This is a genomic window from Phyllobacterium trifolii (genome assembly GCF_014192095.1).
Lineage (GTDB): Bacteria > Pseudomonadota > Alphaproteobacteria > Rhizobiales > Rhizobiaceae > Phyllobacterium > Phyllobacterium trifolii.
Map to the genome: position 1 here is coordinate 61,907 of NZ_JACHXN010000009.1, position 13,508 is coordinate 75,414.

11 protein-coding genes and 3 pseudogenes are annotated in these 13,508 nt (G+C 58.7%); 9 read left to right on the forward strand and 5 right to left on the reverse strand.

The features are described from left to right. Nucleotides 1–1,572 (reverse strand): carboxylesterase/lipase family protein, encoded by a 1,572-nt coding sequence (locus FHS21_RS14955; RefSeq protein WP_183662739.1) that lies wholly within the window; start codon nt 1,570–1,572, stop codon nt 1–3. A 294-nt stretch (nt 1,573–1,866) separates the two neighbouring features. On the opposite strand from FHS21_RS14955, the pseudogene FHS21_RS30695 reads away from it, so the two are divergent. The 3 genes and pseudogenes from FHS21_RS30695 to FHS21_RS14965 all read left to right on the forward strand — a co-directional run. Then, nucleotides 1,867–2,058 (forward strand): annotated as a pseudogene (locus tag FHS21_RS30695) (transposase); the annotation flags it as partial. Between the two features lie 219 nt (nt 2,059–2,277). Further along, nucleotides 2,278–2,430, forward strand: a pseudogene (locus FHS21_RS30700) (IS6 family transposase); the annotation flags it as partial. A gap of 275 nt (nt 2,431–2,705) precedes the next feature. Beyond that, complete coding sequence (locus tag FHS21_RS14965; RefSeq protein WP_183662487.1) at nt 2,706–3,011, forward strand: hypothetical protein; 306 nt, start codon at nt 2,706–2,708, stop codon at nt 3,009–3,011. A 159-nt stretch (nt 3,012–3,170) separates the two neighbouring features. Here FHS21_RS14965 and FHS21_RS14970 read toward each other — a convergent pair whose 3' ends face one another. Both FHS21_RS14970 and FHS21_RS14975 read right to left on the reverse strand, forming a co-directional pair. Next, complete coding sequence (locus FHS21_RS14970; RefSeq protein ID WP_183662488.1) at nt 3,171–3,452, reverse strand: hypothetical protein; 282 nt, start codon at nt 3,450–3,452, stop codon at nt 3,171–3,173. Nucleotides 3,453–4,098: 646 nt separating this feature from the next. Beyond that, nucleotides 4,099–4,347, reverse strand: a pseudogene (locus tag FHS21_RS14975) (DDE-type integrase/transposase/recombinase); the annotation flags it as partial. Nucleotides 4,348–4,592: 245 nt separating this feature from the next. On the opposite strand from FHS21_RS14975, the gene FHS21_RS14980 reads away from it, so the two are divergent. Continuing rightward, nucleotides 4,593–6,356: an adenylate/guanylate cyclase domain-containing protein gene (locus FHS21_RS14980; RefSeq protein ID WP_312879882.1), complete on the forward strand. Its 1,764-nt coding sequence runs from the start codon at nt 4,593–4,595 to the stop codon at nt 6,354–6,356. 8 nt (nt 6,357–6,364) lie between these two features. On the opposite strand, the gene FHS21_RS14985 is transcribed toward FHS21_RS14980, so the two are convergent. Both FHS21_RS14985 and FHS21_RS14990 read right to left on the reverse strand, forming a co-directional pair. Then, nucleotides 6,365–7,369, reverse strand: coding sequence for an ABC transporter substrate-binding protein (locus FHS21_RS14985; RefSeq protein WP_183662490.1), 1,005 nt, complete (start codon nt 7,367–7,369; stop codon nt 6,365–6,367). A 243-nt stretch (nt 7,370–7,612) separates the two neighbouring features. Then, nucleotides 7,613–7,930 carry a hypothetical protein gene (locus FHS21_RS14990; protein WP_183662491.1) on the reverse strand — a complete coding sequence of 106 codons (318 nt, stop codon included), beginning with the start codon at nt 7,928–7,930 and terminating at the stop codon, nt 7,613–7,615. Between the two features lie 167 nt (nt 7,931–8,097). Between FHS21_RS14990 and FHS21_RS14995 the strand changes: the two genes are divergently transcribed. Genes FHS21_RS14995 through FHS21_RS15015 form a run of 5 tightly spaced genes read left to right on the forward strand, consistent with a single transcriptional unit; the run spans nt 8,098 to nt 13,499 of the window. After that, nucleotides 8,098–8,418: a helix-turn-helix domain-containing protein gene (locus tag FHS21_RS14995; protein WP_183662493.1), complete on the forward strand. Its 321-nt coding sequence runs from the start codon at nt 8,098–8,100 to the stop codon at nt 8,416–8,418. Beyond that, nucleotides 8,415–10,436, forward strand: coding sequence for a hydrogenase 4 subunit B (gene hyfB / locus FHS21_RS15000; RefSeq protein WP_183662495.1), 2,022 nt, complete (start codon nt 8,415–8,417; stop codon nt 10,434–10,436). Before FHS21_RS14995 ends, hyfB begins: the two co-directional genes overlap by 4 nt. Further along, nucleotides 10,427–11,383 carry a respiratory chain complex I subunit 1 family protein gene (locus tag FHS21_RS15005; protein ID WP_183662497.1) on the forward strand — a complete coding sequence of 319 codons (957 nt, stop codon included), beginning with the start codon at nt 10,427–10,429 and terminating at the stop codon, nt 11,381–11,383. The genes hyfB and FHS21_RS15005 overlap by 10 nt, the downstream gene beginning before the upstream one ends. After that, nucleotides 11,383–12,051 carry a hydrogenase-4 component E gene (locus FHS21_RS15010; RefSeq protein ID WP_183662499.1) on the forward strand — a complete coding sequence of 223 codons (669 nt, stop codon included), beginning with the start codon at nt 11,383–11,385 and terminating at the stop codon, nt 12,049–12,051. The genes FHS21_RS15005 and FHS21_RS15010 overlap by 1 nt, the downstream gene beginning before the upstream one ends. Further along, nucleotides 12,048–13,499 (forward strand): hydrogenase 4 subunit F, encoded by a 1,452-nt coding sequence (locus tag FHS21_RS15015; protein WP_183662501.1) that lies wholly within the window; start codon nt 12,048–12,050, stop codon nt 13,497–13,499. The genes FHS21_RS15010 and FHS21_RS15015 overlap by 4 nt, the downstream gene beginning before the upstream one ends. The last annotated feature ends 9 nt before the right edge of the window (nt 13,500–13,508 follow it).

The following is a 13,508-nucleotide window of genomic DNA, read 5'->3' on the forward strand; positions in this document are numbered from 1 at the left end:
TCACTTGTTCGCGTCGAAAACCTTCTGCCATAGATCGAGCCGCGCCTTGAGAGGGTCAGGCCCAACGACAATGCCGCCATTCGTGAAGTTGATTATGCTGTCCACCGAGGGGTTGTGCCTGGGCCAGGCCGGCCGGCTCTCCCCATTTGGGTCGCCGGTTTTGGCAAAGGCAACCCAGTAGGCACTCGCCAGCTTCGCCATTTCCTTGTCGGCGTTGGTCACCTTGTCACGAACGATCGCTGCCGGAATACCGAACACGTAAGGAATTTCCATGCCGTGCGGCGCGCCCTTCCATTTGGGATTGCTACGCAACGCCTCCGCCACGTAGGAGAACCGGTAGTGCCAGGTGGGCTGGCCTCCCGTCGCCGCCAGGTTCGCTATGTTGCGCGAAGGCTCGACAAGAGTCCGGTCCGCAAGAACTTGCTGCTTCAGTTCTTCGAGCGTCTCGCTGCCTTCGGAGTCGTAGATGGCCCTGGCTTCGGCGGCATAGTCGCCAAACAGCGCAAACAGGTCTTCCTTGGTGACCGCTTCGCCGATGACAAGGTCGCGATCGTTGGCGCCGATGATCATGGGCACCATCGCCTGCCCGCCGGCCTTGAAGACAGCCTCTGGAGAATCGGTCAGGAATTTCCCGTCAATGATCGATCCGGCGAGCCCCACGAGGCGTTGTCCGTTTCCCAGCGAGGTGAGGACCACTTCGCCCGAGGCTCCTTCGACCAGCATTTCGGCCGGAAGGGCCCGAAGCGCTTTCAGCGCCCCGGCTCCGTCGCGATTGACGCCCACATACCGGGCATAGGCGACAGCCGTCGCTTCGGCTTCGGCAAGCGGTGTCGCCGGAACCGACTCGACACGTCCCGTCGGTATTCCAGGCGACTCCAAAATTGCTGCCCGGAACAGGCCGCGCGACAGCGGCGAAACCAGGTGCGACATCACCGAACCGCCGCCGGCCGACTCGCCGAATATGGTGAGCTTGTTTGGATCTCCGCCGAAGGCGGCGATGTTGCGCTGAACCCATTTCAGCGCGGCAAGCTGGTCCATGTAGCCGTAGTTGCCGATGGGCTCGCCGGGCGATTCCTCCGCCAGGGCGGGATGGGCGAAGAAACCGAGCCGACCCAGACGATAGTTCATGCTGATGACCACGAGACCTTGCGCGGCGAGAGCGTCGCCCGGGTACAAGGCGGTGTTCCCTCGCACCAAAGCCCCGCCGTAAATCCAGACCATCACCGGGTAGGGTTCGCGGGAGTCCTTGGTCGGCCGCCAGACATTGATTGTCAGGCAATCCTCGGATTTCGGCAGGTCGTCGGTCTGCATGCAGGCCGGCCCGAACTTGCTGGCTTCCCGCACGCCCTCCCACGGCCTCACCGGCTGAGGCACGCGCCAGCGCAGCTCACCGATTGGCGGCGCGGCGTAGGGAATGCCCTTGAAGCTGATTACGTCAGCTGCCGCAATACCGTGAACTACTCCGCTCTCGACCTTGACCGTCGTAAGGTCGGCGGCGAGCGCCGTGGATACCATCAGGGCGGCCAAGACAATGCTGGAGAGCAGAAACCGGAAGGTCACCTGAAGATACATCGACATTTGTTCGGCATCCTCTCTTAACGGATGTGTCTGCAGGACAGTAACCCGGACAGTGGAGTAGTAATAGCATGTGGTTCACGACGCGAAAGTAGTGAACTTGCTCGACTTTTGAGAACACTTGGTGATCAGGCTGCGAGAATAGAGGTTTCCCGCCGCAGCGGCCTGAGTTCGCGGCTGTCTGTCGGGGTCCAGATATAAGTAAGCGTGGCGTGACGACCGCCTACCGGGCAATGCCCTGGAGTGGGATAGTGTCCACCAAGAGTTAAGTGGACACTATGGCGGTATTTGATGTCGGAAAAGAGTTACGGGCCGAAGGCCAGTCGGCGATTTTGGTCGTCGGAAGACAAATGGCGGATTGTTGAAGAAGCGCAGGTTCCCGGCAATTCGGTTGCAGAGGTCGCACGCCGCCGCGGGATCAACAGCAATCTGCTTCTTCGCTGGATACGTGCGGCCGAGGCTGGAGAGCATGGTGACCGTCCTGCTTCCCTGGTGCTTTTGCCGGAACCTTCTGCGGACCAGGAGTTTATCCCGATCGGTGTGTTTGGGCGATGCGATGACGAAGGGCCCGCGATAACAATGCCGGTCGCCTCCACCGCGGTGGTTCACGCGGCGGAGAGTTCGGCTCGCCCGAAATCGGTGTTGCCGGCAAGGGTCCGACATTGGACGAGCGCCCTGGCGTCATCGAACTCGATCTTGCCAATGCGGCCGATGTTTGGTTTCAAATCGGAGACCACCGCCCGTATGATCCTCTCCGACATCGAAATGATCCACATGATGCGTAAACGACAGGCGTGGTACGCATTTAATCCTAATCCGTCCCTGGCCGAACAGTTTGCAGTTCTTGCCGCATAACGTTACGGCATCAGGCCCTTGGGTCGCGTTGATCCCCAGCGCATATAAGATAACACTTCTGCCTTTGATCGAAATCAATGCCCGACTGCCGGTGCCGTGCCACTATTAAAAAATCGCACGTTACAACCGCTTGTTGGCGCGTCCGAAAGGATCAAAATCTTCCTTGGCGATCATTGAGAAACGCGTGGGAAACCAACCGAAATAGCGATGCGCGGATTGCGCCTTGCGGTAAAGTTGATTCACGTCGCAGAACGCTGGCTACGGAGCGATAGAGCATGAAAGTTCCAGAAGTTTTCATGAAAGACAACCGCTTGGAAACGGCTGTCTATGTTTGCGAAATTGCGACTGATGCTACGGCGTTGACGGTCGATATATATACACGCAACCCGCACAATGCGCATCAGACGTTGCTGGATTTGAGAGCGGCCATCGATGCACTGCTTGAGGAATGGAACACGGGCAAATACACCCAAATAAAGGCACCGCACGTCTACCATTCAGGTGTGATGTGGCCATTGCATATATCGCGGCCGGCTGCGGCCAACCGATTGCTCGAAGCCACCGATGCGGAGATGCGCTGACAACCGCGTTCAAGACAGCCCAGCCAATGTAGCTAGAGCCCGCGCAAAGAATGTATTCGAAACGCCTTGCTCTAGCGCGGTCATCGGTGAGATCAAGGCCGAAACCCTAAAGGAACTCGGTGGCGTTTGAACCAGCCAGTTATTTGCGAATGCTTCGCCTTATTCAGCCAACGCAGGCGGAATTGGAACGTCCAATGGCCGATCTCGGACATATCCGTGTACGCCGTTCTCATCGATCACACCAAGATCACCGTCCTTCAAAGCTTCAAGAAGGTCAGTGACAGCATCCTTGAGGGCCCAAAGTGCAGCCCTCGCTTGGCGCGGTTCGCGAGTGCGAACATGGATGATAACTACCTTGTCTTTACTTACGATGGGGACAATCTCGATCTCCGTTATGAGATACGGTTCGTCGACGAACCTCTGCCATGCGAAAAATTTCATTGCCGTTTCCTCCTCTGCTGGGATCGGTTATACACCCGTCCCAATAGGCACGACATCCAAGTCACGGAGCATGGTGCGAGATTATTCATATGTGACAGGATTACCGCGCGGCCAACATGTCCCGAGTGAGGAAGTTTTTTCGGCGCTCTTATGTTCACTCCCTTGGCGTCAAAACTATCGGCACTTGCCAGTTAGGGCGGGCGGCGTTGGTGAGATCGGACCTTCAATTGTCAATCCGCTGAATCACTCAATGCCGACGGCCGCATGAACGCCTGGACTTTCTCGGGCATCATCTTGCCATCCTTGTTGGCGTCCATTTTGTCGAAAATTCGCTTATGGATGGTCGTCATGGCAGACAAATATGAAGGTTGGAGAGCTAGCATCTGGACTTCGATTCATATTAAGGTTCACGCAGATAACGATCGGCCACGTGGGGACGCTGCTACCACGTGGGGACGCTGCTAAAGGAATAGCCGATCCATCCCGCAGACGGTGAATGAGAGCGACTGTGTGCCAAGCCGTGCAAACATGCGCTGATGGCCAACAGATTTGGCTTTACGGCACGTCAGCGCGTTCTTCAGTGTCTATCGCGGAGAACGCCGGGAGATAAAACGATCTCTCTTAAACAAATGCCCGTGTCAAATACATCCGTGAGATATTTGCTCGACCTGATCGTGATCGGGTCATGTGCATTCCTGCCATATCCGCCCTTCAGCCTGTCAGTCGTATCACAGGAAAGGATAGCTTCCCGATTTGTCTGGCTGCCATCCATGACGACGCGATCAGGGCGGCCATGACGGTTGAGAGCCTTGTTGAAGAACCGCTTTGCCGCAGCAAGATCGCGATTTTCGCTGAAGAAAAACTCGACCGTGTCACCAACGCTGTCGATGGCGCGGGGGTGAGGCTCCAATACGTTCTGCCTGTCGAATCGTACGCATTGACCGTCACGCAAATCTAGATCAACTTGAAAGTGCAGACATACGCAGGGCCGTGGCGCGGAGGCGGTAGCGATATTCTTCGTCGAATAGACAGGGTCACAATCAATTGCTCCCGCCCTGCAACGGCTGAAAGCCACGCATGATCGATCCGGATCGTCCGGAAACCGCGTTTCAGAAAGCCAACAGGCATAGGCGATCAGCAGTGACAATAGCTATCCGACCATTGAGGCGTAGCTTATTCAGGAAATACTTCACGACGATTTTTGCTGCAGTTCTGCTGCCCATCATTGTCGGCGGAACGATCGAGGCCTGGCTTGGGTATCGCGACCAGCGCGCCTCCATTGACTCTAGGCTCTTGTCGGAGGCGCGCGCATCGTCAGAACGCATCAGCAGCTTCCTGAACTCAATCATTGACCAGATGGGATGGACCGTCCAGTTGCCCGTCGCCTCTGTGAGCCCCGAAGAACGGCGGTTCGACGCCCTTCGCCTGCTGCGCCAAGCGCCCGCCATCACCGAGTTCGCGCAGGCCGACCGCCAGGGCAAGGAACTCCTGCGCGTCTCCCGCGTCGTCCCGGACATCGTGGACAGCGGGCGCGATCTGTCGCGCGAAACCAGCTTTCAGGAATTGATGCAAAACGGCGGCCGGTTTGGGCCGGTCTATTTCTCGCGAGGATCGGAGCCCTATATGGCTATCGCGATTGCCGGCGAGAAGCACAGCACCGGGGTGGCGATCGCGGAAGTCAACCTGAAGCTGATTTGGAGCGTGATCGCCAACATCAGGGTCGGCCAGAAGGGCCACGCTCATGTCCGCGATCGCATAGGGCGGCTGATCGCGCACCCCGAAATTGTCCGGGTGCTTCGTGGCGAGGACCCGGGAGACCTTATGGCAGTTCCCGGGCGGCAGGCTGTGGCCGACGATGTAGCACAGGCGCCGGTCCAATCGGACACGGTGATAGTCCGGCGCGGGGATAGCGGGGCGTGGGTGATCGCCGGCAGTGCCATCGTTCCCGGACCGAATTGGACCGTGTATGTCGAGCAACCCCTATCGGAGGCATTCGCTCCCATCTACGCCGCGTTGTGGCGGACCGGCATCCTCCTGATCGCAGGTATCGGGGTGTCGGCTGCACTCGCATACGTGCTCGCAGGCAGAATCACCGGTCCCATCCGCCTGCTGGAACAGGGCGCCGCCAAGATCGGTGCGGGACAGTTCGATCATCGCGTTCGCATCGACAGCGGCGATGAGCTCGAGGAACTGGCGGAACGATTTAACATAATGGCCGACGAAATCGCGCTTTCGAGAGAACGTTCGGAGCGTATCGCCCGGCTGAGGCAGTTTCTTGCTCCGCAAGTCGCAGAGTTGATTGAGATCGAGGGATCGGAAAAGCTGCTGGAAAGCAAGCAGGCTGATGTCGTGGTTGTGTTCGGAGACTTGCGCAATTTTACAGCCTTCTCGGCGAAAACGGAGCCGGGCGAAATCATGGCGGTGCTGGAAGAGTTCTTCACCGTGCTCGGTCGGCTGGTGCAGAAGCACGAAGCGACGCAAACCGGCTTTTCTGGCGATGGTTTTATGCTGCTGCTGAATGCGCCGGTGCCGTGTGACGATCCGGTGGGGCGTGCAGCGCGCATGGCGGTGGATATGCAGGAGGCGGTTCAGGAACTCGTCTTCCGCTGGACTTCCGTGGGCTATAGCATTGGGTTCGGCATGGGGATGGCAGCCGGTGCCGCGACGGTAGGGCGGATCGGCTATGAAGGGCGGCTCGAATACACGGCTATCGGACCCGTGGTCAATCTGGCGTCGCGCCTTTGCTCCGCGGCGAAAGACGGGCAAATCCTCATCGACGCTGCCACCGCACGGCAGATCGGACCTGCTACTCCACTGGATGACCTTGGAGAGCGCCTGTTGAAAGGGTTCGAGGCAGACACCCGCGTATTCGCCATTAAGATGAAAGAACGACGGGTGTGCTAATAATCAGCTTATTCAATCACTTCGTCCGCCAGCAATAAAATGGAGCGAGGCACTTCTATTCCGAGCGCTTTGGCTGTGGAAAGGTTGACCGCAAGTTCAAAGACGGTCGGCTGGATGACCGGTAATTCAGAAGGAGCTGCGCCTTTGATCATTCGCGCGGCATAGACGCCCGCCTGACGATAGGCCTCTGAGAAGCTCGAGGCGTAACTGACTAGACCGCCGTCGATTACATAGTCCTTCTGGTCATAGATGGTGGGGAGCTTGTGCTTGGCCGCGAGTTTGACGATCGTAGAGCGCTGGCTCGTCAGGAAGGGGCTACCGCCGATAACGACGGCATCGGCTCCGGCGGCGGACATCCGGCCGAAGGCGGCTTCAAGTTCCTCGACGCCGCTGACTTCTGCAACAATCAGCCGCCGTCCAATCGAGGTGATTGCGGACTCGGCCTTGGCGCGATTTGCTTCGAACCCGGGATATTTCGTGTCGATTAACAAGGCGACATCGACGGCGGCGGGCGCCAGTTCCATCAGGATCTCGGTTCGCTTACCCGCGAGCTCACCGCCGCCGAAGAACGTGACCCCTGTCAAATTGGCGTTCGGCCGGGCAAGATTATCGACGAGGCCGGCTTTGACCGGATCGTCGGCCGACACGAAAACGATGGGGATGTCGGATGTAGCCGCCCGCGCCGCTTCGACCGCGACGCTGTTGCCCACGATCACGGAGACTTGGGCAGAAACCAGTTCCGCCGCGATCTGCGGCAGCAGCTCCCGCTTGTTGTCAGCCCAGCGATATTCGATCACGACGGTCTCGCCCTCGACCAGCCCCTCTTCGGCCACCCCTTTGCGGAAGGCCTCTACAAGGGAAGCGAAGGGTGCAGCAGGCGAACTCCTGAAGAAGGCGATCACCGGCAGATTGGCGGCGCCGGCCAGCGACGCACCCTGGAATGAGAGTACAAGAAGTGCTCCGGCCATCGCCCTGACCAGCGCCCGACGCCCGATCCCCGCACCCTGCTTCATGGGTTTGCCTCCAGACCTGAATGGGCGATGAGTGCCTTATGGCGGGTCACGGCACCGACGCGGCTGCGCGCACGTTCGTGAACTTAGACATCCCTCCGAGCCTCCTCACATACTATCAGGAAGCAGCCGAACGGCAATAGGGCGCAACGGTATCTCCCGGGCGCTCATAGACACTTGTTAAAACCATTGCTGCCGCGCAAACGGCGCCTTGAAGATCAATTGGTTCAGTGTGTCAGTTGAAAGTTACATGTCCTGGTGCTGGAGTTTCCTGATTTCGCCTAGATTTTTTTCAGTGATTTTCCCCCTCGTTCTGAGATCCTCGGCAGCTTTGATGATTCTTGATCCCAATTTGTCGTTGGGGTGGACGGTAGCCAGTCGATGCTGGTCGATGTAATTATCGACAGACAGTTCGAAAAGTAGCCTGAACAGTACGGCGATGGCATTCGGGTGCCGCTTCAGTTCGAGATCGAATTGAAGCTCATTCCAAATTGCGTGCTGCGGCTGCAATTTGCTGGTCCAGGCCACACCATAGTCAAAACGCGGAATCAGATTCTTTCGCACGGCTGTCCCTCGCCAAGACATTTCCCATCCACGTGCCTCGACGCGCTGACGCGGATATCGTTGTGCTATGAAAGCGTCGAAGCATCAAAATAACGGTTTGAAACATCAATAGACATGTCGTACAAAGTGAATATCATAGCTAGCGCAAGATAAACGATGGTTCGATCGTGATTACTGCCCCCCAGCTACGGGCCGCCAGAGCCCTTCTCGGTATCGACCAGCGCCAACTGGCAGAGCTCGCAGGCGTGTCCGTTCCGACGATCCAGCGTATGGAGGCAAGCCGCCATGTAGTCCGCGGTCATGTGGACACGCTGATGCGGTTGCTCGCTGCGCTCGAGGCCGCTGGAGTCGAGGTCATCAATGAGGGCGCGGTCAGCCAGGATGGCGGGCGCGGAGTGCGCCTTAAAAAGCTGATCCACATCGCACCCTACCGCCGCAAACGTTCGAAGCGTACCGGGGCTATGCGCGGCATAGTCGCGCCAAAATGACCCCCGTCGCCCTCGTTCTGTGGTGCATTGCTGCTCTTGTGGCAATATCGGTCCTTGCCGTGACGATCTCGCGATCGCCCGGAGCGACGCCGATCATTTACGGGGCGAGCTTGAGTGCCTCGGCAGCCGTGTTCGTAGTCGTCCTGCTTCAGCTGGTCACTCCGGCAGCATCGGGCCTATTGCCAGCCCTCGTCCTACCTGTTGGCCTGCCTTGGCTGGGCGCGCACTTCCGGCTGGATGCACTGGCTGCCTTCTTCCTCGTTGTCATCAATCTCGGGGGTGCAGCGGCTAGCTTGTACGGTCTTGGCTACGGCCGTCATGAGACCGCGCCGCAGAGGCTATTACCGTTCTTTCCGGTCTTCCTCGCCGGCATGAACCTGGTGGTTTTGGCTGCGGACGCCTTCACCTTCCTGCTCTCGTGGGAATTCATGTCGCTTGCCTCCTGGGGGCTGGTGATGACGCATCATCGCGAACGCGACAACAGAAAAGCCGCCTACATCTATCTTGTCATGGCAAGCTTCGGCACGTTTGCGCTCTTGCTTGCTTTCGGCCTTCTCGCCGGAACAAGCGGGAGTTATGATTTCGCCACAATGCGCACGGCTGGCCACGCGCCGGCGGTCAGTGCCTTGGTTTTGATCCTCATGTTGATCGGTGCAGGTTCGAAGGCTGGTCTTGTGCCGTTGCATGTCTGGTTGCCGCTTGCACACCCGGCTGCCCCAAGCCATGTCTCGGCCCTCATGAGCGGTGTCATGACCAAGGTCGCGGTCTATGGCTTCATCCGTGTTGTTTTTGACCTGCTTGGCGAACCAGCATGGTGGTCGGGCATGATCGTGCTGTTGCTCGGTGGTGTTACTGCCGTCGTGGGTATCCTGCATGCACTGATGGAGCAGGACCTCAAGCGTCTATTAGCCTACAGCACCATCGAAAACATAGGCGTCATATTCGTGAGCCTCGGCCTCGCACTTGCGTTTGAGGCAAACGCCATGAATTTGGCGGCAGCCCTGGCGCTTGCGGCTGCACTGTTCCACGTCCTCAATCATTCTTTTTTCAAGAGCCTGCTCTTCTTCGGGGCGGGGGCCGTCCTTACCGCGACAGGCGAGCGGGATATGGACAAGCTCGGCGGCCTCATTCACCGAATGCCGCTTACCAGCTTTGCTTTTTTGGTCGGCTCCGTCGCGATCTCCGCCCTCCCCCCGTTTAACGGCTTCGTCTCGGAGTGGCTGGCGTTTCAGGCGATCCTGCAAAGTCCTGATCTGCCCCAATGGGGGCTGAAGATCATGGTGCCGGCCGTTGGCGGACTGCTCGCACTGTCGGCGGCGCTTGCTGCCGCCTGTTTTGTCAAAGCGTTTGGCGTCACGTTTCTTGGCCGCCCCCGGACCCTTGCCGCCCAACTGGCGAAGGAAGTAGACCGCTTTTCGCTTAGCGCCATGTTTGTGCTTGCCGCCCTGTGCCTACTCGCCGGCATCCTGCCGGGAATTGCCATCGACGCCCTTGCACCCGTGACGCTCACGCTCGTCGGCGGCCGCATGCCGGTACAGACAAGTGCGCCATGGCTGTCGATCGTCCCGATTGCTGAAGGCCGCAGCTCCTACAACGGGCTGCTTGTGTTGCTGTTCACCGCGTTCGCCGCGTCGCTCGCTGCTTACATGGTCCATCGTCTTGCCTCACGGGCACTGCGCCGCGCACCCGCCTGGGACTGTGGCTTTCCGGACTTGAGCCCGCAAACCCAATATACTTCCGCAAGTTTCGCACAACCCATACGGCGGGTGTTCGGCACGCTGCTCTTCCAGGCGAAGGAAACGGTCGAGATGCCCGCGCCCGGTGATCCTAAACCTGCACGTTTCACGCTTGAGCTGCGCGATCTGATCTGGGGCGGACTCTATGAGCCGATCGCCGGCGCTGTCTGGTTTGCCGCCGAACGGCTCAACCACCTGCAGTTCCTGACCATCCGGCGATACCTCAGCCTGGTCTTCCTGGCGCTTGTCTTCCTGCTCCTGGTGCTCGCGATATGGTCGTGATCTTCGATCTCCTCGCTCAAGGCATGCAGATGGCCATGGTACTGTTGCTCGCACCGCTGCTCACTGGCTTGGTGCGCAAAATCAAGGCACGGTTGCTGCGGCGGCAAGGCCCGTCCGTCATCCAGCCCTATCGCGACCTTTTACGGCTTTTGCGCAAGGAAGTCGTACTTGCGGAGAACGCGTCCTGGCTCTTTCGTGTGACCCCCTATCTGATCTTCGCCGTCACCTGGGTCGCCGTCTCTCTCATCCCGACCTTTGCCACGGGGCTGATGTTCAGCTGGACCGCGGACTTGATCGTAATTGTGGCCTTGCTTGGGAGCGCGCGTTTTTTCCTGGCCCTCGCCGGCATGGACATCGGTACGAGTTTCGGCGGCATCGGATCAAGCCGCGAGGCGATGATCGCAACACTCGCAGAGCCTGCGATGCTCCTTACTATCTTTACGCTCGCCCTGGTCGCCGGCTCAACCCAGCTTTCCACGATTGCGGACGTCATGATTTCTTCGCATGTTGGCCTGCGTGTCTCGCTCGGAATGGCGCTCATCGCGCTCATCATGGTGGCAATCGCCGAGAACGCCCGCATTCCCGTGGACAATCCGGCAACGCATCTGGAACTCACCATGGTGCATGAGGCGATGGTGCTCGAATATTCCGGCCGTCATCTGGCGATGATCGAGTTAGCGGCGTTCCTCAAGCTGCTGCTCTACATCTCCTTGATCGCCTGCATATTCGTGCCCTGGCAACTCGCGGTCCTGGGCACCGGAGCCACGGCCCACATACTTGGCATGATTGCCTATCTCGCCAAGCTCGCGGTGGGTGGCGTTTTTCTTGCCCTGTTCGAGACTGCGACCGCCAAGATGAGGGTTTTCCGCGTACCAGAATTCCTCGGCGCGGCTCTCATGCTCGGCATGCTCGCAACCCTCCTGCTGTTCGTTTCAAGGAGCCTATAATGAGCGGCGGCATCACCTTCGATATTGCCCATTTGCTCGCCGGTGGCCTCGTCCTCGTCAGCTTCATGATGCTGTATCAGGACCGTCTTTACTCGCTGCTCAACATGTTCGCCCTGCATTCCCTGGTGCTGACGCTGTCGGTGGCCTGGCAGGCTTACGTCCAACACGCACCGCATCTCTACGTGACGGCCGCAATCGCCCTCGGCTTCAAGGCCATCATCATCCCCGTTGCGCTGCACCGCATGATCCGAAGATTGGGCATTCACCGCGAGATCGAGACGGTCGTTGGTATTGGCCCCACCATGTTTGTGGGTATGGGGCTGGTTGCACTCTCCATGGTTGTAATGCTGCGGGTCACACAAGCCGCCGATCCTTTGGCGCGTGAAGACCTCGCCTTCGCATTGGCCGTTTTGCTGCTGGGACTGCTAGTGATGGTGACACGCCGCAACGCGGTCAGCCAGATTGTCGGCTTCATGTCGCTCGAGAACGGACTGGTGCTCGCCGCCACCGGTGCCAAAGGCATGCCGCTGGTCGTCGAGATCAGTGTGGCCTTCTCGATTCTGATCGCCTTCATCGTCATCGGTGTGTTCCTGTTCCGCATCCGCGAGCGGTTCGACACGGTGGACGTCCGGGCGCTCGACGATTTCAAGGGGAAACGACGCAGATGAATGCGCTCGCGTTCAATCCGGTAACAGCCGTCCTTGTGATACCAGTCAGCGCTGCAGTACTCCTGGCGCTGCTCCCCAGCTACAGGATTTCAGCCCGACTGAACGTGTTTGCAAGCCTTTTGACCTTCGTTGCGGCGCTACTCCTTTTCGTCACCGAGCGGCCGCAGCCGGGCCGATATCTGCTCATCGACGATCTCAACATCGTCTTTATCGTGCTCAACAGCTTTGTCGGCTTTACGACCAGCGTCTTCAGCGCCAGCTATATCGCGCATGAACTGGAAACCGGCCGGCTGACACCGGCGAACCTTCGTTTCTATCATGCCATGTACCAGATTATGATGTTCGGCATGAACCTCGCATTCGTATCGAACAATGTCGGCCTGATGTGGGTCGCCGTGGAACTCGCCACCCTCACCACGGTCTTGATGGTCGGCATTTACCGCACGCATGAAGCACTGGAGGCCGCCTGGAAGTATTTTATCCTGGGCAGTGTGGGCATCGCCTTTGCACTCTTCGGCACAATCCTCGTCTATATGGCGGCGCAGCCCGTGGTAGGAGAAGGCTACGATGCCATGGCCTGGACACTGCTGATCCAACACGCTGCCGCATTCGATCCAGGTCTTTTGAATGTCGCCTTCGTATTCCTGCTGCTCGGCTACGGCACCAAGGTCGGCCTAGCCCCCTTGCACGCCTGGCTGCCCGATGCTCACGCGGAAGGACCGACACCGATCTCGGCGGTGCTGTCGGGCCTGCTGTTGAACGTCGCGCTCTATGCGGTTCTGCGTTTCAAGATTTTGATCGCCGCAAGTCCGGAAGCGATCGCGCCAGGACCGTTGATGGTGACAATGGGCCTGACGTCACTCGTTTTCGCGGCCTTCATGCTCTATCGTCGCCGCGACATCAAACGCATGTTCGCTTATTCCTCGATCGAGCATATGGGTATTATCGTTTTTGCTTTTGGCATGGGCGGTCCGCTCGCCAATTTCGCCGGACTTCTGCATATGGTGATGCACAGCCTGACCAAATCAGCAATCTTTTATGCCGTCGGCCATATCGCCCAGATCAAGGGCACACAGAGGCTGTCGAGCATTCGTGGCCTCACCGAGAGCCATCCCGGTCTAGGCTGGGGCTTGGTGATCGGCGTCGTCGCCATCGCCGGCCTGCCGCCGCTTGGAATCTTCATGAGTGAATTCCTGGTGGTGAGCTCCACATTCGCCCGGCAGCCATTGCTGGCGATCCCGCTTGTGTTCGGGCTTCTGATCGCCTTTGGCGCATTGCTGTTGCGGCTCACCGGTGTTGCCTTCGGCCAGCCGCGTGGGAGCACTGCGCCGGTCGAGGGATCCTACATGCCAATGTACTCCCATCTTGCCCTGGTGCTTGGCGGTGGCGTCTATCTGCCGCCGCCGCTGGTCGCCTGGTTCCAGCATATCGCCAACCTTTTAGGATGAAGTGGAGAA

Bases quoted from the DNA above. Each gene is read 5' to 3' on its own strand.
- FHS21_RS14955 (WP_183662739.1), bottom strand. From the start codon at position 1,572: ATGTATCTTCAGGTGACCTTCCGGTTTCTGCTCTCCAGCATTGTCTTG.
- FHS21_RS14965 (WP_183662487.1), top strand. From the start codon at position 2,706: ATGAAAGTTCCAGAAGTTTTCATGAAAGACAACCGCTTGGAAACGGCT.
- FHS21_RS14970 (WP_183662488.1), bottom strand. From the start codon at position 3,452: ATGAAATTTTTCGCATGGCAGAGGTTCGTCGACGAACCGTATCTCATA.
- FHS21_RS14985 (WP_183662490.1), bottom strand. From the start codon at position 7,369: ATGAAGCAGGGTGCGGGGATCGGGCGTCGGGCGCTGGTCAGGGCGATG.
- hyfB (WP_183662495.1), top strand. From the start codon at position 8,415: ATGACCCCCGTCGCCCTCGTTCTGTGGTGCATTGCTGCTCTTGTGGCA.
- FHS21_RS15005 (WP_183662497.1), top strand. From the start codon at position 10,427: ATGGTCGTGATCTTCGATCTCCTCGCTCAAGGCATGCAGATGGCCATG.
- FHS21_RS15010 (WP_183662499.1), top strand. From the start codon at position 11,383: ATGAGCGGCGGCATCACCTTCGATATTGCCCATTTGCTCGCCGGTGGC.
- FHS21_RS15015 (WP_183662501.1), top strand. From the start codon at position 12,048: ATGAATGCGCTCGCGTTCAATCCGGTAACAGCCGTCCTTGTGATACCA.